The organism is Pseudomonas sp. S5F11, assembly GCF_019641515.1.
GTDB classification, from domain to species: domain Bacteria; phylum Pseudomonadota; class Gammaproteobacteria; order Pseudomonadales; family Pseudomonadaceae; genus Aquipseudomonas; species Aquipseudomonas rhodesiae.
The window spans coordinates 4,596,491-4,619,405 of record NZ_JAIFJZ010000001.1 but is presented as its reverse complement, the minus strand read 5'-3'; the positions used below and the strand labels follow the sequence as shown (position 1 = coordinate 4,619,405).

20 protein-coding genes and 1 pseudogene are annotated in these 22,915 nt (G+C 60.6%); 16 read left to right on the top strand and 5 right to left on the bottom strand.

The features are described from left to right. Positions 1-39 precede the first annotated feature (39 nt). Together K1567_RS20840 and K1567_RS20835 are read left to right on the top strand one after the other, a co-directional pair. The gene (locus K1567_RS20840; RefSeq protein ID WP_034100662.1) at positions 40-384 is read left to right on the top strand and encodes a pentapeptide repeat-containing protein; all 345 of its coding nucleotides are present in this window, start codon (positions 40-42) and stop codon (positions 382-384) included. 203 nt (positions 385-587) lie between these two features. Then, a complete protein-coding gene (locus tag K1567_RS20835; RefSeq protein ID WP_034100663.1) occupies positions 588-860 on the top strand; it encodes a TfoX/Sxy family protein in 273 nt (90 codons plus the stop codon). 240 nt (positions 861-1,100) lie between these two features. Here K1567_RS20835 and K1567_RS20830 read toward each other — a convergent pair. From K1567_RS20830 to K1567_RS20820, 3 genes and pseudogenes are all read right to left on the bottom strand, one after another. Then, positions 1,101-1,820, bottom strand: a pseudogene (locus K1567_RS20830) (heme ABC transporter ATP-binding protein); the annotation flags it as partial. Positions 1,821-1,867: 47 nt separating this feature from the next. Continuing rightward, on the bottom strand, positions 1,868-2,905 hold the full coding sequence (locus tag K1567_RS20825) for an iron ABC transporter permease (protein WP_034100667.1): 1,038 nt from the start codon (positions 2,903-2,905) through the stop codon (positions 1,868-1,870). Then, positions 2,902-3,780: a hemin ABC transporter substrate-binding protein gene (locus K1567_RS20820; protein ID WP_034100668.1), complete on the bottom strand. Its 879-nt coding sequence runs from the start codon at positions 3,778-3,780 to the stop codon at positions 2,902-2,904. Before K1567_RS20820 ends, K1567_RS20825 begins: the two co-directional genes overlap by 4 nt. Before the next feature lie 155 nt (positions 3,781-3,935). On the opposite strand from K1567_RS20820, the gene K1567_RS20815 reads away from it, so the two are divergent. Further along, positions 3,936-4,253 (top strand): Rieske 2Fe-2S domain-containing protein, encoded by a 318-nt coding sequence (locus tag K1567_RS20815; RefSeq protein WP_213548013.1) that lies wholly within the window; start codon positions 3,936-3,938, stop codon positions 4,251-4,253. Here K1567_RS20815 and sfsA read toward each other — a convergent pair. After that, positions 4,250-4,960 carry a DNA/RNA nuclease SfsA gene (gene sfsA, locus K1567_RS20810; RefSeq protein ID WP_220698829.1) on the bottom strand — a complete coding sequence of 237 codons (711 nt, stop codon included), beginning with the start codon at positions 4,958-4,960 and terminating at the stop codon, positions 4,250-4,252. The genes K1567_RS20815 and sfsA overlap by 4 nt on opposite strands. Continuing rightward, positions 4,960-6,132, bottom strand: a complete 1,173-nt coding sequence (locus tag K1567_RS20805; RefSeq protein ID WP_220698828.1) for a pyridoxal phosphate-dependent aminotransferase — start codon at positions 6,130-6,132, stop codon at positions 4,960-4,962. Before K1567_RS20805 ends, sfsA begins: the two co-directional genes overlap by 1 nt. Positions 6,133-6,452: 320 nt before the next feature. On the opposite strand from K1567_RS20805, the gene dksA reads away from it, so the two are divergent. The 13 genes from dksA to K1567_RS20740 all read left to right on the top strand — a co-directional run bounded on the left by dksA (position 6,453) and on the right by K1567_RS20740 (position 22,867). Further along, a complete protein-coding gene (gene dksA / locus K1567_RS20800; RefSeq protein ID WP_034100675.1) occupies positions 6,453-6,893 on the top strand; it encodes an RNA polymerase-binding protein DksA in 441 nt (146 codons plus the stop codon). 83 nt (positions 6,894-6,976) lie between these two features. After that, a complete protein-coding gene (gene gluQRS / locus K1567_RS20795; RefSeq protein ID WP_220698827.1) occupies positions 6,977-7,864 on the top strand; it encodes a tRNA glutamyl-Q(34) synthetase GluQRS in 888 nt (295 codons plus the stop codon). Positions 7,865-7,926: 62 nt separating this feature from the next. Continuing rightward, the gene (locus tag K1567_RS20790) at positions 7,927-8,103 is read left to right on the top strand and encodes a hypothetical protein (RefSeq protein ID WP_003176118.1); all 177 of its coding nucleotides are present in this window, start codon (positions 7,927-7,929) and stop codon (positions 8,101-8,103) included. Next, positions 8,087-11,041 (top strand): sensor histidine kinase, encoded by a 2,955-nt coding sequence (locus K1567_RS20785; protein ID WP_162276695.1) that lies wholly within the window; start codon positions 8,087-8,089, stop codon positions 11,039-11,041. Before K1567_RS20790 ends, K1567_RS20785 begins: the two co-directional genes overlap by 17 nt. 22 nt (positions 11,042-11,063) lie before the next feature. Next, positions 11,064-12,503 carry a sigma-54 dependent transcriptional regulator gene (locus K1567_RS20780; protein ID WP_169868958.1) on the top strand — a complete coding sequence of 480 codons (1,440 nt, stop codon included), beginning with the start codon at positions 11,064-11,066 and terminating at the stop codon, positions 12,501-12,503. A 695-nt stretch (positions 12,504-13,198) separates the two neighbouring features. After that, positions 13,199-14,602 carry a polynucleotide adenylyltransferase PcnB gene (locus tag K1567_RS20775; protein ID WP_034100683.1) on the top strand — a complete coding sequence of 468 codons (1,404 nt, stop codon included), beginning with the start codon at positions 13,199-13,201 and terminating at the stop codon, positions 14,600-14,602. Between the two features lie 2 nt (positions 14,603-14,604). Next, positions 14,605-15,102, top strand: coding sequence for a 2-amino-4-hydroxy-6-hydroxymethyldihydropteridine diphosphokinase (folK, locus tag K1567_RS20770; protein ID WP_034100686.1), 498 nt, complete (start codon positions 14,605-14,607; stop codon positions 15,100-15,102). Between the two features lie 214 nt (positions 15,103-15,316). Continuing rightward, the gene (gene panB, locus K1567_RS20765; protein WP_034100689.1) at positions 15,317-16,117 is read left to right on the top strand and encodes a 3-methyl-2-oxobutanoate hydroxymethyltransferase; all 801 of its coding nucleotides are present in this window, start codon (positions 15,317-15,319) and stop codon (positions 16,115-16,117) included. Beyond that, positions 16,114-16,965 (top strand): pantoate--beta-alanine ligase, encoded by an 852-nt coding sequence (gene panC, locus K1567_RS20760; protein ID WP_034100690.1) that lies wholly within the window; start codon positions 16,114-16,116, stop codon positions 16,963-16,965. The genes panB and panC overlap by 4 nt, the downstream gene beginning before the upstream one ends. Before the next feature lie 221 nt (positions 16,966-17,186). Continuing rightward, complete coding sequence (gene pgi / locus K1567_RS20755; RefSeq protein WP_034100692.1) at positions 17,187-18,851, top strand: glucose-6-phosphate isomerase; 1,665 nt, start codon at positions 17,187-17,189, stop codon at positions 18,849-18,851. Between the two features lie 107 nt (positions 18,852-18,958). After that, positions 18,959-20,896: an acetate--CoA ligase gene (acs, locus tag K1567_RS20750; protein ID WP_169868960.1), complete on the top strand. Its 1,938-nt coding sequence runs from the start codon at positions 18,959-18,961 to the stop codon at positions 20,894-20,896. Positions 20,897-20,912: 16 nt separating this feature from the next. Next, positions 20,913-21,782 (top strand): oxygenase MpaB family protein, encoded by an 870-nt coding sequence (locus K1567_RS20745; RefSeq protein WP_034115098.1) that lies wholly within the window; start codon positions 20,913-20,915, stop codon positions 21,780-21,782. 68 nt (positions 21,783-21,850) lie between these two features. Further along, a complete protein-coding gene (locus K1567_RS20740) occupies positions 21,851-22,867 on the top strand; it encodes a class I SAM-dependent rRNA methyltransferase (protein ID WP_220698826.1) in 1,017 nt (338 codons plus the stop codon). Positions 22,868-22,915 lie beyond the last annotated feature (48 nt).

The window sequence follows — 22,915 nt, the reverse complement described above, 5'->3', positions numbered from 1 at the left end:
CACTATAATGGCGTCATAAGTCCAACAGGAGTCGTTTTCATGAGTAAGCCTAAGCTTCTTGATACACCGCTCTACGCGCTCCTGCACAAAGACGATATCCGCGGCTTCAACCAAGAGCGCCCTACCGAAGGTGTCATCGATATGCGCGGAGGCGATTTCCGCGGTTTGGACCTGCGCGACCTGAACGCCACCGGCGTGGACTTCACCGACGGGTATTTCCGCTCTGCCGACCTGCGCGGTCTGGATTTGCGCGGCTGTTCGCTGGAAGGCGCCAGCCTTGCCCATGCGCAGATTTCCGGCACGTACTTCCCGCCTGAACTGACCGCCGATGAGATCCTGATGTCGGTCAACTTCGGCACTCGCCTGCGTTACCGCACCAAGTGAACCTCAAGGTCCAGGCCCCGGTTATGCGCCAGCGTAACCTGGGCCTTGGGACTGCGCGCGTCAAAGTTACAGCGTCAGGCTTATAAGCTTTTGAGCCGTATCAGAGCAAAGAACTGCACTTTTCCTACTGAACGCTACACTCCTTTTCAGGCCTGTCTGGTCACGATACCCACCGCACCGTTCGGCCGTCGCAAGGAGGCTTGATGAACGATGAGCTGCAACACCTGAAAAACCTCGGCAAGACCTCAGCGCAGTGGCTGCATGCAGTGGGCATCCACAGTGCATCCGACCTGCGCCGCCTGGGGGCGGTCGATGCCTATCGAGCAGTAAGGACTCGCGGATTTCGGGCATCGAAAGTGTTGCTGTATGCGATCGAAGGGGCTTTGCTGGATGTGCACTGGAACGATATTCCTGCCGAACGCAAGGAAGCCTTGAATCGCCAGCTGGAGGCCGTGTCGTCTCGCCCTAAGAGTTGAGCCTGGCTAGATCTCGCCACTCGGCGTTTCGAACGAGCGTTTGAGAAAACTTCAGGAAGCCGCACAAACAACGGTTGACTCTCAAATGAGAATCGTTATGATTATCACAACTGGTCGCGAGATCAGCCGATAACTGAAAGGCCCTTGGTTCGGACTCTCAGATTATCTCCTCATCAGGCTAATCACGGTTATTTGACCCGGCTTTTGCCGGGTCTTTTTTTGCCTGATAGAAATCCCATTTCAGCGCGCGATGACCAATGGATGCCCACGCTCCGGATGCGGCTGCACCAACACTTCAAGGCCGAATACTGCCTTGACGATCTCAGGCTGCAGCACCTGGGTCGGCGTGCCCAAGGCGTAGGGACGCCCTTGCTCCAGGAGCAGCATCCTGTCGCAGTAACGCGCCGCCAGGTTCAGGTCATGCAGGATCACCAGCACCGCCGCTCCGCGGTCAGCAAAGGCACGTATTGCCTGCAGGATGGTGTGTTGGTGCAAGGGGTCGAGCATCGATGTGGGCTCATCCAGCAGCAATGTCTGCCCCGCCTCACCCGGCCACAATTGCGCCAATACCCGTGCCAGGTGCACGCGCTGGCGCTCACCGCCCGATAAGGCCAGATAGTTGCGACCGCTCAGGTGCCCGACATCCGCCGCCTGCAACGCCGCAGCGATGATCTGCTCATCACGGGTTTTGCCGGTCTGATGGGGCAGTCGCCCCATCCCCACCACCTCTTCGACACGGAAAGCAAAATCCAGGGTGGAGGTTTGCGGCAACACTGCCAGGCGCTGAGCACGCTGTGCCCCGCTCCATGCGCTCAAAGCCTGCTGATCCAGCCAGACATTGCCCTGATCTTCTTGCAACTCACCGCTCAAGGTACTCAACAGTGTGCTTTTGCCGGCGCCATTGGGCCCCAGCACGCCGAGCACCTCACCTGGCAGCAGATCGAGGGTTATGTCCGCCAATACGATTTTGCTATCACGACGGACCTGCACCCCTTCCACCCGCAACATCAGGCGCGTCCTCGTAATAACAAGTACAGAAAAAACGGCGCGCCGATAAATGCAGTCACAATGCCGATCGGTAATTCGGCAGGCGCCAGGGCAAGCCGTGCGATCAGGTCGGCACACAGCAACAAACTCGCGCCCGCCAACACCGACGCAGGCAATAGCACGCGATGATCAGGCCCAGCGAGCAATCGCACCAAGTGCGGCACCACCAAGCCGACAAATCCGATCATCCCCGCCGCAGCCACCGCCGCCCCTACACCCAGGGCGGTGCAAAACACCAGTTCACGTTTAAGCCCTTCGACATCAACGCCCAGGTGGCTCGCTTCAGACTCGCCAAGCAGCAACGCATTCAACGCCTTCGCCCGCCGCGGCAACCACAGCGCCACCCCCGCAGTTACCAGCAACAACGGCCATAGCCTTGAATAGCTGGCACCGTTGAGGCTACCCAGGTTCCAGAACGTGAGTGTGCGCAACGTGGCGTCATCTGCCAGATAGGTAAACAAACCGACTGCCGAACCGGAGAGAGCCGTTAGCGCAATGCCCGCGAGCAGCATCGTGGCCACATGGGTCTGACCATCACGCCTCCCCAGGCGATAAACCAACGCAGTCACCCCCAGCCCACCGGCAAACGCGCACAACGACAGCACATAGGGCCCGAACACATCCGGTAAACCGCCCAGGAACGCAGAGCCGACAATCGCCACCGCCGCCCCCAAGGCCGCACCGCTGGACACCCCAACCAATCCCGGGTCCGCCAACGGGTTACGAAACAGCCCCTGCATCGCCACCCCCGACAACGCCAACACGCCGCCGACCGCCAGGCCCAGCAAGGTGCGCGGCAGCCGGATCTGCCCCAGGATCAGCTCAGCCTGCTCCAGGCCGTGGGCATCGATGGGTAGGCCCATCAAGCGCAAAGCTGCACGAAGCGTATCCCCCAGCGGCAGGCTGACGGGCCCTAAAGCCAATGACAGCCAGGTGGCCAACCCGCATAAGAGCGTCAAGCCGATAAACAACGTTCGTGGCTTTACCAGTGTGGTCATGGTGTAGCTTCAGACGAAGTCGGATAGAACCCAGCCGATAATACTTCCAGATTTTGCGGCAGACGCGGCCCCAATCCGCCAACCAGCAGAGTGGGGTCCACTTCAAGCACCCGGCCCTGTTTGGCCGCTGGCGTCGACGCCAAAATCGGGTTTTCCTTGAACAGCGCCGCACGCGCCGCCGCCCCTGTCAATGCGCGATCCGCAAACACCAGCACCTGCGGACTCAGCCCCGCCAGCGACTCTGCCGAAAAGGGTTTATACCCCGTGTGCGTAGCTAGGTTGTGGCCACCCGCCTGGCGCAGCATCCAGTCCGCTGCCGTGTCCTGGCCAGCAACGAGCGGCTTGCCACCGGCATTGCCAACAAGCAGCAACACACCCGGCGCCTGCCGAGTCGCCTGGATCTTCACGAGGCGGTTTTTCTGCCGTTGCAGCGCCTGCTCATAATCGCCGAACAGTGCGCGCGCCTCAGCCGCCTTACCGAGTAATGTCCCCAGGTGCTCAAGGTTGCTTTTCAGCGCCTGTAAATCTGGCTGTGCGGAAAACATCTCCACTTGCACACCCGCGCTGCGGATCTGCGCCAGCACCGGCGGCGGCCCCATTTCTTCGGTGCCCGCCAGTACCTGCGGACGCAGGCTGAGAATGCCCTCGGCCGACAATTGACGCTGGTAGCCAATACTCGGCAACGTTTTGAGTGTCGCGGGATGCTGGCTGGTGGTATCCACACCCACCAGTTTTGGCTCGCCCCCCAAGGCCACGACCCACTCCGACAGCGCGCCACCGGCACTCACCCAGCGTTGTGGTAGTTCAGAGGCCATTGCCCCGTGATTGATGAGCAAACCAACAACAAGCGCAATAGCGCTGGTACTCAGGCGCATAACAGGGTTTCCTTCCAGGGGCTGGGTCTCAGAACGCTTTTCGAGGAGACAGATTGGCCCTGCCAGGCATCGAACGTAGCGCCCCGTCAGCCGACGAGCGAAGCCCGCATTTGATAATTGTTTGCATTTGAACGTCAAGGTACTTAAGGATTGAAATGAAGTTTCTCTGCTCCTCCGCCGCACTGGCACCCAATACCAGCCTCGGCTTTGATATCGACGGGTGCAAGTTATTGGCTGTGCGCCGCGATGGCATTGCCTACTTCTATATCAACCGTTGCCCCCACCGCGGTGTTGCACTGGAGTGGCAACCCGGCCAATTCCTCGACGACAGCGCCAGCCTGATCCGGTGCGCGACCCACGGTGCCTTGTTCCTGATTGAAACCGGCGAGTGCATCGCCGGACCCTGTGCCGGTAAAAGTCTGGTCGCCCTGCCCGGCCGCGAAGACGCACAGGGCCTGTGGGTGGACCTCTAGTCGAGCAGCACGTCCAAGCGGCGATCCACGCAAATCTCTTCGGCCGTGACACGCACGCCATAGGCCAGCACCTCCACCCCCGCCGCCTTGGCCTCGCGCAGCGCCGCGCCATAGGCCGCATCGATTTCCACGGCCGGGCGCACCGCATCGATCCCCGAAAGATTGACGCAATACAACTGCACCGCCCGCACGCCATCCCGCGCCAGGTAAGCCAACTCCCGCAGATGCTTGGCTCCGCGCTGGGTTACCGCATCGGGAAAGGCCGCCACTCTGGAATCATCGAAACCTAAGGTGACACTTTTAACTTCAACGTAGGCCGCGCCATGGGGATAGTCCAAACTGAAGTCGATACGGCTTTTCTCCTGGCCATAGGGGACTTCGCGCTTCAACGCGGTAAAGCCATCCAACTCGGCGATCACCCCAGCGCGTAGCGCCTCCTCAACCAATTGATTGGCGCGCGCCGTATTCACGCAGGCCAGCCGGCCCTGGGGCGTTTCGGCGATTTCCCAGGTGCCGGGCAACTTGCGCTTGGGGTCATCGGAGCGGCTGAACCAGACCTGCCCGCCTTCGACCATGCAATTGAGCATGGAACCGGTGTTCGGGCAGTGAATCGTGAGTAACTCGCCGGTAACGGTTTCGATATCGGTGAGAAAACGCTTGTAACGGCGAATCAAGCGGCCTTCTTCAAGGGGAGGATAAAAACGCATCAGCCTTGCCAACTCCGTAGACCACGGGCGATGCGCTCCACCGCCTCCTGCAGGCGCTCGATGTTCTGCGTATAGGCAAAGCGCACATGATGGCCGGCCTGATAGCGGCCAAAATCCAGACCGGGCGTGAATGCAACGTGCTCGGTTTCCAGGAAATGACGACAAAATGCGAACGCATCGCCGCCAAACGCGCGAATATCGGCGTATAGATAGAAGGCCCCTTCCGGCTCGACCTCAATGCCAAAGCCCAGCTCCCGTAGCGCCGGCAGCAGGAAGTCGCGACGGCGACCGAACTCGGCGCGGCGCTCCTCCAGAATGCTCAATGTTTGCGGAGTGAAACACGCCAGCGCCGCATGCTGAGCCATGCTCGGCGCGCTGATATAGAGGTTTTGTGCCAGCTTCTCCAGCTCTCCCACCGCTGCGGGCGGCGCCACCAGCCAGCCCAGGCGCCAGCCGGTCATTCCGAAATACTTCGAAAAACTATTCAAGACGAAGGCGTCATCATCGACTTCCAGCACACTGGCGGCGTCGGTGCCGTAGGTGAGGCCGTGATAAATCTCATCCACCACCAGATGGCCATCGCGCGCCTTGATTGCACTCGACAGCTCGGCCAGTTCGTCACGGGTGAGAATCGTGCCGGTCGGGTTCGCCGGCGATGCCACCAGGGCGCCCACACTGTCCTGGTTCCAATGCTTGTTTACTAAGTCGGCCGTCAGTTGATAGCGCATGTCCGGCCCTACCGGCACCAGTTGCGCGGCGCCCTCGACCAAGCGCAGAAAATGCCGGTTACATGGGTAACCTGGGTCTGCCAGCAGCCAGTGCTTGCCCGGGTCAACCAGCAAACTGCTGGCCAGCAGCAACGCACCGGAACCGCCTGGCGTGATCAGGATGCGTTCCGGATCGACATTCAAGCCGTAGCGTTGCTGATAAAACCCACTGATGGCTTCGCGCAGCTCCGGCAGGCCACGGGCGGCGGTGTAGCGGGTTTTGCCATTGGCCAGCGCGGCCTGGCCGGCCTGGATAATCGGCTCGGCCGTGGTGAAATCCGGCTCGCCGATTTCCAGGTGGATCACATCATGGCCGGCCGCTTGCAGCTCATTGGCACGCGCCAGTAACGCCATGACATGAAAAGGTTCGATGGCGCGACTGCGCGCACTGTAGGGCTGGGCCATTAGCCTTCCTTAACGGTGAGGACAAAATCAGGATTCTACCGAACCCTCGCGGTAAAACATGCTCTATTGCCTGCTCGGTCGTTCGTGATGAACCCGGCACGCGCCAGCAAAACGACTAAAATCAACATTCGAGGCGATCCATACCCAGCCACAGCGGGCTGCTGCAGTTTGCAACCCCTGAGCGAAGGGCTTCGACAACCGGGAGTGGCGCACCCTGAATCTATCTGGTAAGTTCGCCCGCTTGCAGCCGCAGGGCCGGCAGGTGTCGGTGACGTTGCAATCCTGCGCAATGGATTAGAAGAGTGAGAGGCGGTCTATTCATGTCCACCCAAGCAAAGCAACAGCAGCAGAGCCTCAGCGGCTTCACACCTTACGTCGAAACGAAGGGTGAGGAGTACATGGGCAAGCCCATGCGCCAGCACTTCACCAAGATCCTGCAAAAGTGGAAGCAGGACTTGATGCAGGAAGTCGACCGCACGGTTGACCATATGAAGGACGAAGCCGCCAACTTCCCGGACCCGGCCGACCGTGCCAGCCAGGAAGAAGAGTTCGCCCTCGAACTGCGCGCTCGTGATCGCGAACGCAAGCTGATCAAGAAAATCGACAAGACGCTGCAACTGATCGAAGACGAAGAATACGGCTGGTGCGAATCCTGCGGCGTCGAGATCGGCATCCGTCGCCTGGAAGCCCGCCCAACCGCGGACCTGTGCGTAGACTGCAAGACCTTGGCCGAAATCAAGGAAAAACAGGTCGGCAAATAATCCTGCCGGGCTGATCGAATGGGGCGTGCGAACGCTCCATTTTTGTTTCTGGCGCTTGCCGATTTTCCAGTAGTATCCGGCCCATGACAGCCTCTACCTATATCGGGCGTTTCGCCCCCACGCCCAGCGGCCATTTGCATTTCGGCTCCCTGGTCGCCGCCCTCGCCTCCTACCTCGACGCCCGCGCCAATCAAGGCCTCTGGCTGATGCGCATGGAAGATCTGGATCCCCCCCGCGAAGAGCCCGGCGCCCAGGCGGCGATTCTTCATGCCTTGGAGAGCTATGGATTTGAGTGGGACGGTGAACTCGTCCGACAAAGCGAACGGCATGATGCCTACGCCAAAGTACTGAACGACCTGTTCAACCACGGCCTGGCCTACGCCTGCACCTGCTCACGCAAACAGCTGGAGCCTTACAACGGCATCTACTCGGGCCTTTGTCGTAACGCCGGTCATGACCCGCACGACGCAGCCATCCGTTTGCGTGTTCCTGAGCTGGAATACCACTTTACCGACCGAGCACAGGGCCATTTCCGACAGCACTTGGGCCGTGAGGTCGGCGATTTTGTTATCCGTCGGCGCGACGGCCTCTACGCCTACCAGTTGGCCGTGGTGTTGGACGATGCCTGGCAAGGCGTAACCGACATCGTGCGCGGCGCCGACCTTTTGGACTCCACGCCACGCCAGCTGTACCTGCAAGAACTGCTGGGCCTGCGCCAACCGCGCTATTTGCATGTACCGTTGATCGTTCAGCCGGACGGCCACAAATTGGGCAAGTCCTATCGCTCACCGCCGTTGACACCCGACCAAGCCACGCCCTTGCTGTTAAGAGCCTTGCGTGCCCTTGGCCAACAAACGGGCAGCGAACTGCTCTACGCCAGCGCGCGCGAGCTGCTCGATTGGGGCGTCCGGCATTGGGATGCCAACCGCATCCCGCGCGCGCTCACGTTGGCAGAAGCGCAATTGAGCTGAAGGCGCTTGCAGCTTGCCAGCCATCCGTTACCATCGCGGCAGTTTTTAACTCAGAGGCCAACATGTACATCTATCGATTGGTCCTGCTGTTGGTCGTCGGGATCTACCTGTTTTCCCCCGCCATCATGGATTGGTGGATCGACGCCACCGGCGCCTGGTATCGCCCGTATCTGCTGTGGCTGATCCTGATCGTCGTGACCTTCATCCTGCAGAGCCAAAAAGATGCCGATGAGCTTTAGCCTCACTCAGATGCTGCTGATCAGCGCCGCCTACCTGGCCGCGCTGTTCGGCGTCGCCTGGATCAGTGAGCGCGGGATGATCCCGCGGGCGATCATTCGCCATCCGTTGACCTACACCTTGTCCCTTGGGGTCTACGCAAGCGCCTGGGCGTTCTATGGCACGGTGGGCCTGGCGTATCAGTATGGCTACGGGTTTCTGTCCAGCTACCTCGGCGTATCCGGAGCATTCCTACTGGCGCCGGTGCTGCTGTACCCCATATTAAAAATCACCCGAACTTACCAGCTGTCGTCCCTGGCCGACCTGTTTGCGTTTCGCTTCCGCAGCACCTGGGCCGGTGCGCTAACCACTGTGTTCATGTTGATCGGCGTGTTGCCCTTGCTGGCCTTGCAGATCCAAGCGGTGGCCGACTCCATCAGCATCCTTACCCATGAGCCGGTGCAGCATCGCGTGGCCCTGGCCTTTTGCGCGCTGATCACGCTGTTCACGATTTTCTTCGGTTCACGCCACATCGCCACCCGCGAAAAGCACCAGGGGCTGGTATTCGCGATAGCCTTCGAATCGGTGATCAAGCTGATCGCCATCGGCGGCGTCGGCCTCTATGCGCTCTATGGCGTGTTCGATGGCCCACAACAGTTAGAGCTTTGGCTGCTGCAGAACCAGACTGCCCTCGCTGCCCTGCACACACCTTTGCAGGAAGGCCCGTGGCGCACATTGCTGCTGGTGTTCTTCGCGTCGGCAATCGTGATGCCGCACATGTATCACATGACGTTCACCGAGAACCTCAACCCCCGCGCGCTGGTGAGTGCAAGCTGGGGCCTGCCGCTGTTCCTGCTATTGATGAGCCTCGCCGTACCGCTGATCCTCTGGGCAGGTCTAAAACTGGGCGCTACCACCAACCCGGAATACTTCACCCTCGGCATTGGCATGGCCGCCAATAGCCCGGCCCTTGCATTGCTGGCCTATGTCGGCGGTCTGTCGGCGGCCAGTGGCCTGATTATCGTCACGACCCTGGCGCTGTCGGGCATGGCGCTCAACCACTTGGTGTTGCCGCTGTACCAGCCACCGGCGGAAGGCAATATCTACCGTTGGCTGAAATGGACACGCCGTGCGCTGATCGTCGCCATCATCATGGCCGGCTACGGCTTCTACCTGATGCTCGGCGCTGGGCAAGACCTGGCCAACCTCGGCATCGTGGCGTTTGTGGCCACCTTGCAGTTCTTGCCGGGGGTGCTGTCGGTGCTGTACTGGCCGACCGCCAACCGTCGTGGTTTTATCGCGGGGCTGCTCGCGGGGATTCTGGTGTGGGTCGTGACCATGCTGCTGCCACTGGTCGGCAACCTCCAGGGCTTTTACATCCCGTTGCTGAATATGATTTACGTATTGGACGACACCAGTTGGCACATGGCCGCGATTGCCTCCCTGGCCGCCAACGTTTTGATGTTTACCCTGATCTCGCTGTTCACCAACGCCAGCCCCGAGGAAACCAGCGCCGCCGAAGCCTGCGCAGTGGACAACGTGCGCCGCCCGCAACGCCGCGAACTGCACGCAGCCTCGCCCCAGGAGTTCGCCACGCAACTTGCCAAACCCCTGGGCGCCAAGGCCGCACAAAAGGAAGTCGAGCAAGCGCTGCGCGATCTTTATTTGCCCTTTGACGAGCGCCGCCCGTATGCGTTGCGCCGCCTGCGCGACCGTATCGAAGCCAACCTGTCCGGCCTGATGGGCCCCAGCGTTTCCCAAGACATGGTCGAAACCTTTCTGCCCTACAAGGCCGGCGGCGAAAACTACGTGACCGAAGACATTCACTTTATCGAGAGCCGCCTGGAGGACTACCACTCGCGCCTCACCGGCCTGGCCGCCGAACTCGATGCGTTACGCCGTTACCACCGCCAGACCCTGCAGGAGTTGCCCATGGGCGTGTGCTCCCTGGCCAAGGATCAAGAGATTCTGATGTGGAACAAGGCCATGGAAGAGCTGACCGGTATCGCCGCGCAGCGCGTAGTGGGCTCGCGCCTCACGACCTTGGGCGAACCGTGGAAAGAGTTGCTGCAGGGTTTTATCAACCTGCCTGATGAGCACTTGCACAAACAGCACCTGGCCCTCGATGGCCAGACCCGCTGGCTCAACCTGCACAAAGCCGCCATCGACGAGCCCCTGGCCCCCGGCAACAGCGGTTTGGTGTTACTCGTGGAAGATTTGACCGAAACCCAGATGCTCGAAGACAAACTGGTGCATTCCGAGCGCCTGGCCAGCATTGGTCGCCTGGCTGCGGGTGTGGCCCACGAGATCGGCAACCCGATCACCGGCATTGCCTGCCTGGCCCAGAACCTGCGCGAAGAACGGGAAGAAGACGGTGAAATCACTGAAATCAGCGGGCAGATCCTTGAACAGACCAAGCGCGTATCGCGCATCGTGCAGTCCTTGATGAGTTTTGCCCATTCCGGCGCTCATCAGAATCAGGACGAGGCGGTGTGCTTGGCTGAGGTCGCGCAGGATGCCATCGGGCTGCTGGCCTTGAACCGACGCAATTTCGAAGTACAGTTCTTCAACCTGTGCGATCCCGATCATTGGGTCGACGGCGACTCGCAACGCCTGGCCCAAGTCCTGATCAACCTGTTGTCCAACGCTCGCGACGCCTCGCCACCCCACAGTGCGGTACGCGTCAAGAGCGAGGCTTTCGAGCATACGATCGACCTGATCGTGGAAGACGAAGGCAGCGGCATTCCACAGAACATCATGGACCGTTTGTTCGAACCCTTCTTCACTACCAAGGACCCAGGTGAAGGCACCGGTCTGGGCCTTGCACTGGTCTATTCCATCGTTGAAGAGCATTATGGACAAATCACCATCGACAGCCCGGCTGACACCGAAAGCCAACGCGGCACCCGTATTCGGGTGACTTTACCGCGTCATGTCGAAGCGACGTCCGCTGTGAACTGAGACCGTCGAGAGAATTGAATCAATGCCGCACATTTTGATCGTCGAAGACGAAACCATTATCCGCTCTGCCTTGCGTCGCCTGCTTGAACGCAATCAGTATCAAGTCAGCGAAGCCGGCTCGGTGCAGGAAGCCCAGGAGCGCTTCAGCATTCCCACGTTCGACTTGATCGTCAGCGACCTGCGCCTGCCCGGGGCGCCCGGCACTGAGTTGATCAAACTCGGCCAAGGCACCCCGGTGCTGATCATGACCAGCTACGCCAGCCTGCGCTCAGCAGTGGACTCCATGAAGATGGGCGCGGTGGACTACATCGCCAAGCCTTTCGACCATGACGAAATGCTCCAGGCAGTGGCCCGCATACTGCGCGACCGCCAGTCGGCCAGCAGCGTTCCCGCCGAGCAGCGCCCCGCCGGCAAGGCTGCCAACGGCTCAGAAAAGCCTGGCGTCGACAACAGCAACGGCGAGATCGGCATCATCGGCTCCTGCCCACCGATGCAGGACCTTTACGGCAAGATCCGCAAAGTCGCCCCCACCGACTCCAATGTACTGATCCAGGGTGAATCCGGGACTGGTAAGGAACTGGTGGCCCGCGCCCTGCATAACCTCTCCAAGCGCGCCAAAGCTCCGATGATTTCGGTGAACTGCGCGGCGATCCCAGAATCGCTGATTGAATCCGAACTGTTCGGCCACGAGAAAGGCGCCTTTACCGGCGCCAGCGCTGGACGTGCGGGCCTGGTCGAAGCGGCGGACGGCGGCACGCTGTTCCTCGACGAAATCGGCGAGCTGCCGCTGGAAGCACAGGCGCGGCTGCTGCGAGTACTGCAGGAAGGCGAGATTCGCCGTGTAGGCTCGGTGCAATCGCAAAAGGTGGATGTGCGCCTGATCGCGGCGACCCACCGCGATCTCAAGAGTCTGGCCAAGATCGGCCAGTTCCGTGAAGACTTGTACTATCGCTTGCATGTGATCGCTCTCAAGCTGCCTGCCTTGCGCGAGCGTGGTGCAGACGTCAACGAGATCGCCAATGCCTTCCTGCAGCGCCAGAGCGCGCGCATCAACCGTACCGACCTGAAGTTTGCCCCGGATGCCGAACAGGCCATTCGGCATTACTCATGGCCAGGTAACGTGCGCGAGCTGGAGAACGCCGTGGAACGCGCGGTGATTCTGTCGGAAAGCCCGGAAATTTCCGCTGAGCTGCTGGGCATTGACATCGAACTCAGCGACCTGGAAGACGACGAGTTCATCGGCTTGGCGCCGCAACAGGGCGCGGCCAGTAACACCAGCCATGAGCCGACGGAAGATCTGTCGCTGGAAGATTACTTCCAGCATTTCGTCCTGGAGCATCAGGACCACATGACCGAGACCGAGCTGGCGCGCAAATTAGGCGTGAGCCGCAAGTGCCTGTGGGAACGCCGTCAGCGCTTGGGCATTCCTCGGCGTAAGACCGGCGTGGCCAGCGAGAGCTGAGGGCGCGCCCACCGGTAACACCGGCAAATGTGAAAAAACTGTTACCGCGGACAACCCGCGTAACAAAAGCCGGGGCTTACGGTAACGAAGCCCCGGCTTTTTTTGGCCCGTCAAAAAACCGAAACCTCCTCAACCCCCCGGTTTTGCTGGACGACACAAAAGTTGGCACGCACCCTGCTATATGCTTAGTACAAAAACAATAACAAGCTTTGTACAAGACAATAAAAATAAGACGAATCGACTCACGCATAACAAAAACAACACGGCGGAGGCGCAGCTAACTGATTCTTTTGGAGAGGCGTTGCATTTGGGGCTTGCCCCGCAACCAGGCCGAGAACAACAAAAACTGCCCTAAGGCAGAGCCTGAACTGGTTGGATCGTAGATCAGCAACACAGCGACCAAAGCAATCCGTTTGCTCTTGACTCCCGATTGGGAGTGTCATGAAGGTGAAGCTTCATGGCGAGGGCGATCAACAAAAACAAGAAGCCCGAAATCAATAATAAAAATAGAGCACGCAACTACTTCTGGGGGAGCTTCGGCTCCCCTTGTAGTTTCCGCGATTTGACCTTCCAAAGCTTATGGCGCAATGCCTGCAGCTTGTTCCTACACCATCCCCTGACTAAATGCTAGAATCCCGGCCCATCATGCGGTCATTCTTCGTTTTGGCCGAACATTCCTTCAAACAGTGCATCCCATGCTGAAGAAGCTGTTCCAGTCATTCCGTTCTCCCTTGCGTCGTACGCAACACAAACGCAGCACGCCTGAAGTGCTCAATAGCAGCCAGCATTCGCTGCAACGTGCTCAGTTCAGCCGTTATGCGGTGAATATCGTCGAACGGTTGCAGAACGCCGGCTACCAGGCCTACCTGGTGGGTGGTTGCGTACGCGACATGCTGCTCAACATCACGCCCAAGGACTTCGACGTCGCCACCAGCGCCACGCCCGAACAAGTGCGCGCCGAGTTTCGCAATGCGCGGATCATCGGTCGCCGGTTCAAACTGGTGCATATCCACTTTGGCCGAGAAATCATCGAAGTCGCCACATTCCGCGCCGGGCATCCGCAAAACGATGAAGAGGAAGACACCAACCAGTCTTCCCGAAACGAAAGCGGGCGTATCCTGCGTGACAACGTGTACGGCACCCTGGAAGAAGACGCGCAACGCCGCGATTTCACCATCAACGCCTTGTATTACGACCCGGTCAGCGAGCGCATCCTCGATTACGCCAACGGCGTGCACGATATTCGCAACAACCTGATCCGCCTGATCGGCGACCCGACCCAGCGCTACCAAGAAGACCCGGTACGCATGCTGCGCGCCGTGCGGTTCGCCGCCAAGCTGAACTTCGGGATCGAGAAACACACCGCCGCCCCCATTCGCGACCTGGCGCCGATGCTGCGGGAAATCCCCTCGGCGCGCCTGTTCGAAGAAGTGCTCAAGCTGTTCCTCTCGGGTTACGCGGCCGATACCTTCGAAATGCTCGTCGACCTGCAGTTGTTCGATCCGCTGTTCCCGGCCAGTGCCGAGGCGCTGGAATACAACCCCACCTACACCCACACGCTGATCAGCGAAGCGCTGATCAATACCGACCTGCGCATCAAGCAGAACAAGCCGGTGACACCAGCCTTCCTGTTTGCTGCGCTGTTGTGGCCAGCCCTGCCAAAACGTGTGCTGCGCTTGCAGGAACGAGGCATGCCGCCGATTCCGGCCATGCAGGAAGCCGCTCACGAGTTGATCGCTGAGCAGTGCCAGCGCATTGCAATTCCGAAACGTTTCACCCTGCCGATCCGCGAGATCTGGGACATGCAGGAACGCCTGCCACGCCGCAGCGGCAAACGCGCCGATCTGTTGCTGGACAACCCGCGCTTCCGCGCCGGCTACGATTTCTTGCTATTGCGCGAAAGCGCCGGCGAACAGACCGACGGCCTGGGCGAATGGTGGACCGACTACCAGGATGCCAATGACAGCGAACGCCGCGAGATGATCCGTGAGCTGGGCAGCAAAGGCGATGGTGCTGGCGAAGGGCCGAAAAAGCGTCGTCGCAGCGGTGCCAAGCGCAAACGTAGCGCCGCCGATGCATCTGGCACCGCAGGCGAGTAACCGTGGAACGTATCTACATCGGCATGGGCAGCAACCTGGCGGCCCCGGAGCAACAACTGCGCAATGCTGTCCAAGCGCTGGCGCGGTTGCCCGGCACTACCCTCGCCGGGGTGTCCGCCTTCTATCAAAGTGACTCCCTATTGCCCGGGCAACCGCGTTACACCAACGCAGTGGCAGCCTTGGACAGCGACCTGGCGCCCCTGGACCTGCTCGACGCGCTGCAAGCTATCGAAAATGACCAAGGCCGCGAACGCCTCGAACGCTGGGGCCCTCGTACCCTTGATCTGGATATCCTGCTGTTTGGCGATCACCTGATCGACCAGCCGCGCCTGAAAGTGCCCCACTACCAGATGCACCTGCGTGCGTTTGTGTTGTACCCGTTGGCCGAACTGGCGCCCGCCGCATTGCAATTGCCGGATGGCAGACGCCTCAGCGCCCTGCTCGAAGCCTGCCCGTTTGTCGGCCTGGAACGGCTCCCAGTTGCTGAATCGCGTCAGTAACAGCGGTAACACCGCCGTCGTAACAATGCGGTAACACATCCAATTGACTTCCCGTGTCCTCCTCACGACTATAGGCGTCCCGCTGCCGCCAACCCGGCGCTAAAGGGCGCAATCCAGGCCTTATAAGCACTGCTCTCAAGACGGTGCGCCTGTATAAACGAAGACTCACGCGCGTTACTCGCTGTTTCCAAGCGCCTGAACGAGGACCCTTTTCATGCCAGACATTACCCTGACCACCTTGCAGAGCCTCAAGCTCAAAGGTGAAAAAATCGCCATGCTGACCTGCTATGACGCCACTTTCGCCCACGCCAGTTGCCAGGCCGGGGTCGAGGTGTTGCTGGTGGGCGACTCCCTGGGCATGGTTCTTCAAGGGAATGACAGCACACTGCCTGTGACCACGGATGAACTGGCGTACCACACCGCCAGCGTCAAGCGCGGCAATGATGGTGCGTTCATCATCGCCGACCTGCCGTTCATGGGGTACGCCACCCTCGAACAAACCTTCCTGAACGCCGGAAAACTGATGCAGGCCGGCGCCCACATGGTCAAGGTCGAAGGCGCCGTATGGCTTGCCGAGTCGATCCGCCTGCTGGCTGAGCGCGGCGTGCCGGTATGCGCACACATGGGCCTCACCCCGCAGTCGGTCAATCTGCTCGGCGGCTATAAAGTGCAAGGCCGCCAGGAAGCCCAAGCGCGACAGATGCGTGCCGACGCCATCGCCCTGGAGCAAGCCGGCGCCGCAATGATTCTGCTGGAATGCGTGCCGAGCGAACTGGCCGCTGAAATCACCCAGGCCGTCAAAGTACCGGTGATTGGAATTGGCGCCGGTTCGGCCACCGATGGCCAGGTACTGGTGCTGCACGACATGCTCGGGCTGTCGATCAGCGGCCGGGTTCCGAAGTTCGTCAAGAACTTCATGCTCGGCCAGGACAGCATCCACGCCGCCTTGAGCGCCTATGTCGCCGAAGTCAAAGGCGTGACCTTCCCCGGCGCCGAACACGGATTTTCTGCATGAACACCGTAAAAACCGTACGAGAACTGCGATCGGCCGTGGCCCATGCGCGCAAGGCCGGCAAACGCATCGGCTTTGTGCCCACCATGGGCAACCTGCACAGCGGCCACGCCACGCTGGTGACCAAGGCCGCGCAACAGGCCGAATTCGTGGTGGCGAGTATCTTCGTCAATCCACTGCAATTCGGCGCAGGCGAAGACCTGGATAAATACCCCCGCACCCTGGCCGCCGACCAGGAAAAACTCCTGCAGGCTGGCTGCAACCTGCTGTTCGCGCCGACCGTCGAAGAGATGTACCCCGACGGAATGGCCGGCCAGACCCGCGTCAGTGTCCCGCAATTGTCCGAAGGTCTGTGTGGCGCCAGCCGCCCCGGTCACTTCGAGGGCGTGGCCACGGTAGTCAGCAAGCTGTTCAATATGGTTCAGCCGGACATCGCGGTGTTTGGTCAAAAGGACTACCAGCAACTGGCCGTGATTCGCGCCATGGTGCGCGACCTGAACATGCCGATCCAGATCATCGGCGAACCCACCGTACGCGCCGACGACGGCCTGGCGCTGTCCTCGCGCAACGGTTACCTCAGCGATGAACAACGTGCCATCGCTCCGGTGCTGTACCGCAGCCTCAGCCAGATGGCCGCTGCGATCAAATCCGGCGATCGCGATTTCGCCAGGCTGCGCGCCGAACAGGTGGAGCAGATCGAAGCCGCCGGGTTGCGCCTGGATTACCTGGAAGTGCGTCAGGGCGTAAATCTGCGCTCGGCCACGGCCGAAGACCGTGACCTGGTGATTCTGGTCGCCGCCTATCTGGGCGCAACCCGCCTGATCGACAACCTGCACCTGACCCTCGACTGACCCTGCCGACACCCCGCCATTGCTCCGCCCGCTGTGCCGGTATAAAAAAGTACCGGCTACAGCACAGACAAAGCCAAGACATATGCCCACGCTAGGTTTAATGTAATCGCCCTGCGCTATGGTTAGCGCTATCTGGAACCCAGCCCCTGATAAAAGACTGGATGTTCCGGGCTTTGAAGTGTCCTAAAGGCAGTCCCCGTAATAAAAGGAAACCCGCAGCGATGGCGTACTACCGCACTCCTCATGACGTTACCGCTCTGCCCGCCTGGCAAGCGCTCACTCAACACCGCCAAGCCATGCAGGATTTCAGCATGCGCGAAGCGTTCAATGCCGATCCCCAGCGTTTTTCCCAATTCACCTTGAGCAGCTGCGGACTTTTCCTCGATTACTCGAAAAACCTGATCACCAGCGAAACCCGTGACCTGCTGGTGGCCCTGGCCAAGGAAGTCAATCTCAAGGGCGCCATCGATTCGCTGTATGCCGGCGACCCAGTCAACTCGTCCGAAGGCCGCCCGGCCCTGCACACGGCCCTGCGCCGTCCGGTGGGCGACAAGTTGTCGGTCAACGGCGTGAACATCATGCCGGACGTGCACAAAGTGCTGAATCAGATCACTGATCTGGTCGGCCGCATCCATGACGGCTTGTGGCGTGGCTACACCGAAAAACCGATCACCGACGTGGTGAACATCGGTATCGGTGGCTCGTTCCTCGGCCCGGAGCTGGTCTCCGAAGCCCTGCTGTCCTACGCTCATAAGGGCGTACGCTGCCATTACCTGGCGAACATCGACGGCAGTGAGTTCCACGAACTGACCATGAAGCTGCGCGCCGAGACCACGCTGTTTATCGTCTCGTCGAAATCCTTCAACACCCTGGAAACCTTGAAGAACGCCCAGGCCGCACGCGCATGGTACCTGGCCCAGGGTGGCTCGGAAGCCGAGCTGTATCGCCACTTTATTGCGGTGTCGAGCAACAACGCGGCAGCTGTGGCCTTCGGTATCCGCGAAGAAAACATCTTCCCGATGTGGGACTGGGTCGGCGGCCGTTACTCGCTGTGGTCGGCCATCGGCTTGCCCATCGCCCTGGCCATCGGTATGTCCAACTTCAAGGAATTGCTGTCCGGCGCCTACACCATGGACCAGCATTTCCAGAACGCACCGTTCGAAGCCAACATGCCCGTGCTGCTGGGCCTTTTGGGCGTGTGGTACGGCAATTTCTGGGGTGCGCAGAGCCATGCGATCCTGCCGTACGACCACTATCTGCGTAACATCACCAAGCACTTGCAACAGTTGGACATGGAATCCAACGGCAAGAGCGTGCGCCAGGACGGCACGCCGGTGTCCACCGACACAGGCCCAGTGATCTGGGGCGGCGTGGGGTGCAACGGTCAACACGCGTACCACCAGTTACTGCACCAAGGGACTCAGTTGATTCCGGCCGACTTCATCGTGCCGATTGTCAGCTTCAACCCTGTGTCCGATCACCATCAGTGGCTGTACGCCAACTGCCTGTCCCAAAGCCAGGCGCTGATGCTCGGCAAAACCCGCAGCGAAGCCGAAGCCGAGTTGCGTGACAAGGGCATCGCCGAGGAAGAGGTGCAGAAGCTGGCGCCGCATAAGGTGATCCCAGGCAACCGTCCGAGCAACACGTTGGTGGTCGAGCGCATCAGCCCGCGTCGCCTGGGTGCTCTGGTCGCCATGTATGAGCACAAAGTGTTTGTACAAAGTGTGATCTGGGGTATCAACGCTTTCGACCAATGGGGTGTGGAGCTGGGTAAAGAACTGGGCAAGGGCGTGTACAACCGCCTGACCGGTGCCGAAGAAACCTCGGCCGAGGATGCTTCGACCCAGGGCCTGATCAACTACTTCCGCGGGCGTCACCGCGGCTGATCGCACTGCCCGCAAGGCCAACGTCCGTTTGGACGTTGGCCTTGCCCCCCTCCCCACGCTGGGTGCATCTTTATGCCTTGTCCCGACAACAAGAATAAGGACCGCTCATGTTCGATATCAGCACGTTTCCCGCCGCCGATGCCGTCCGCCGGGCAGCACAACTCAGTCAAGAGGACTATCAGCGCCTCTACCGCCAATCCATCGAGCAACCCGATACTTTTTGGGCCGAGCAGGCCAGCGCTTTTCTCGACTGGATAACCCCATGGCATACCGTCCAACTGTCAGATATCAACACCGGTGCCGCCCATTGGTTCGCCGGCGGCCAGTTGAACGTCAGCTATAACTGCATCGATCGCCACCTCCAGCACCGCGCCGATCAGCCGGCCTTCATCTGGGAGGGCGACGATCCGACAAACTCCAGCAAGATCACCTACCGCCAACTGCACCAGAACGTTTGCCGCCTGGCCAACGTGCTGAAAAGCCGTGGCGTGAAGAAAGGTGACCGGGTGTGCATCTACATGCCCATGATCCCCGAAGCCGCCTACGCCATGCTGGCCTGCACGCGCATCGGCGCAGTGCACTCGGTCGTGTTCGGTGGATTCTCGCCGGATGCCCTGCGCGACCGCATCCTGGACGCCGATTGCCGCACCGTGATCACCGCCGACGAGGGTGTGCGCGGCGGCAAGCCGGTGGTGCTGAAAAACAATGTCGACAAAGCCCTGGCCAGTTGCCCGCGTGTGAGCACCGTGCTGGTTGTGCAACGTACCGGCGCGTCCGTGAATTGGAGCGACGGCCGTGACCTGAAATATCAAGAAACCCTGGCCGCCGCCAGCGATGATTGCCCGCCCGAGCCCATGGACGCCGAAGACCCGCTGTTCATCCTGTACACCTCCGGCAGCACCGGCAAACCCAAGGGCGTGCTGCACACCACCGGGGGCTACCTGCTGCAAGCGGCGATGACCTTCAAGTACGTGCTCGACTACCGCGACGGCGAAGTCTTCTGGTGCACCGCCGATGTCGGCTGGGTCACCGGCCACAGCTACATCGTGTATGGACCGCTGGCCAACGGCGCCACCTCGCTGATGTTCGAAGGCGTCCCCAGCTACCCGGACAGCTCGCGCTTCTGGCAAGTGATCGACAAGCACCAGGTGAATATTTTCTACACCGCCCCCACCGCGTTACGCGCCTTGATGCGTGAGGGACACGGCCCGCTGGAAAGCACTTCCCGCGCCAGCCTGCGCCTGCTGGGCAGCGTAGGCGAGCCCATCAACCCGGAAGCCTGGGACTGGTACTTCAACGCCGTGGGCGAACAACGTTGCCCGATTGTCGATACCTGGTGGCAGACCGAAACCGGCGGCATCATGCTCAGCCCGCTGGTCAGTGCCCAGCGCATCAAACCCGGCTGCGCTACCCAGCCGATGTTTGGCGTGCAGCCGGTACTGCTGGACGAACACGGCCGCCCTTTCACTGGCCCAGGCAGCGGCGTGCTGGCAATCCAGGCCAGCTGGCCGGGGCAGATCCGCAGCGTCTACGGCGATCCGCAACGCATGATCGATACCTATTTCAAACCCTACCCCGGCTATTACTTCACCGGCGACGGCGCGCGGCGCGATGAGGATGGCGATTACTGGATCACCGGGCGTATCGATGATGTGATCAACGTCTCCGGTCATCGGATCGGTACTGCCGAAGTGGAGAGCGCTCTGGTTCTACACGACCAAGTGGCCGAAGCCGCAGTGGTGGGCTATCCCCATGATGTGAAGGGTCAGGGCATCTACGCGTTTGTCACGCCCATGAACGGCGTGGAGCCCAGCGATGCGCTGAAAAAACACCTTTTGGAACTGGTCAGCCAGGAAATCGGCAGCTTTGCCAAACCGGAACTGCTCCAATGGGCACCGGCCCTGCCGAAAACCCGCTCCGGCAAGATCATGCGCAGAATTCTGCGCAAGATTGCCTGCAACGAGCTGGACAGCCTCGGCGACACCTCAACCCTGGCCGACCCCAGCGTAGTGGACGGCCTCATCGACAAACGCTTGAACCGATAGGAAGCCTTACGTCGCCATGGAATTTATCCGCAGCCGTATCGAAAGCCAGTTGATGAGTCTGACGGGGCTGTCACTGGGCCAGTTGGACTTGGAGAACCCCAAGGGCGATCCAGGCCTGTTCGGGCCGGATTCGATCAGTTGGCAAGTGCATGGCGACTTCAGCAGCATGCTGATCGGCGGGATCAGCGCATTGATGCTGCAAGCCCTGCACCCCTTGGCCCTGGCCGGGGTGTGGGACCACTCGAACTTTCGCCAGGACATGCTTGGACGTCTACGACGTACCTCGCAGTTCATTTCCGGCACCACCTTCGGCGCACGCAAGGACGCCGATTGGCTGATCGAGAAAGTGCGCACCATCCACCTGCAAGTGGTCGGCCACGCCCCGGACGGGCGCCCCTACGCGGCGAGCGATCCGGCGCTGCTGACGTGGGTGCATGTGGCGGAAGTGAGCAACTTTCTCGCCGCCCATCTGCGCTACCGCAACCCACGCCTCTCAGGCGCCGATCAGGACCGTTACTACAGCGAGATTGCGCTGGTCGCCGAACGCTTGGGCGCGCAAAACGTACCGCGTTCCAGGCAGGAAATTTCTGAGTATCTAGAGCGCATCCGCCCCGAACTGCTATGCGACGAGCGCAGCCGGGAAGTGCTACGCCTGCTGCTCAATGCGCCCGCGCCCAGCCCCTTGGCCAAGCCGTTTGGCGCTTTGATGATGCAGGCCGGCATCGACCTGCTGCCGGATTGGGCCAGTGAAATGCTCGATCAGCATCAGAGCCCGCTGCAGCGCCGGATGATCCGAGCCGGGGTCAAGCGCAGCGCACCGTTGCTACGCTGGGCGATGCGCGATGGTTCGGTGCAGCGCGCCCATCGACGGATGGGGTTGCTGTAGGCCGCATCCCTTAGCTGGTAGACTTCGCGCCCTCATTGCCCACATTTACCTAAAGCAAGGCGCGCTCTATGTCTCCCCTGAACCAGGCGCTGCGCGCCGCCCTCGACCATCGCCAAGACTTGATCCACGAGCTGCATGCTCAAGGCACCGATTGCTACCGACTGTTTCATGGCAGCCAGGAAGGCGCCGGCGGCTTGACCATCGACCGCTATGGCCCGCAGTTGCTGGTGCAGAGTTTCCATCAGTCGCTGCAAGCATCCGACTTGCTGGACCTGCATCGACAGATCAACCAGTACATGGGTATGGAGTTGCTGCTGGTGTACAACGACCGCTCCCGAGGCAACTCGCGGATCGATCGCGAAGACTCGGTGTACCGCGCCGACCCCGTCGCTCTGCAAGACCTGGTCGGCCACGAGTGGGGCCTCAATTACCGTGTGCGCGGACGGCATGCCGGACAGGACCCGCTGTTGTTTCTCGATCTGCGCAACACACGTGGCTGGGTCAAAGAACACGCCGCCGGCAAGAGCGTGCTGAACCTGTTCGCTTACACCTGCGGTGTGGGCCTGAGCGCCGCCGCTGGGGGGGCTCGGGAGGTGTGCAACTTGGACTTCGCCGAAGGCAACCTGGCGGTCGGGCGCGAAAATGGCCAGCTCAACCCCCACCTGCAAACGATGAACTTCGTGCAATCGGACTACTTCCCCGCCATTCGCCAATTGGCCGGCCTGCCGATCACTCAGCGTCGCGGGCAGAAACTGCCCAGCTACCCGCGCCTGGAGCAGCGCCAATACGACCTGGTATTGCTCGACCCACCCGCCTGGGCCAAGAGCGCCTTCGGCACCGTCGACCTGCTCCGCGACTATCAAAGCCTGCTCAAACCCGCCCTGCTCACCACCGCCGATAACGGCGTGCTGATCTGCTGCAATAACTTGGCAAAGGTCAGCATGGACGACTGGCGTGAACAGGTGCTGCGCTGCGCGGAAAAAGCCGGGCGCCCTGTACGTGATTGGAAAGTGATGACTCCGAGCGCGGATTTCCCATCGCAAGATCAACAGCCGCCCCTGAAAACGCTGATCCTGCAGCTGTAAGATTCGTCCCAAACGCCCGGCTCTTCGGAACCGAAAACCCGTGCCATA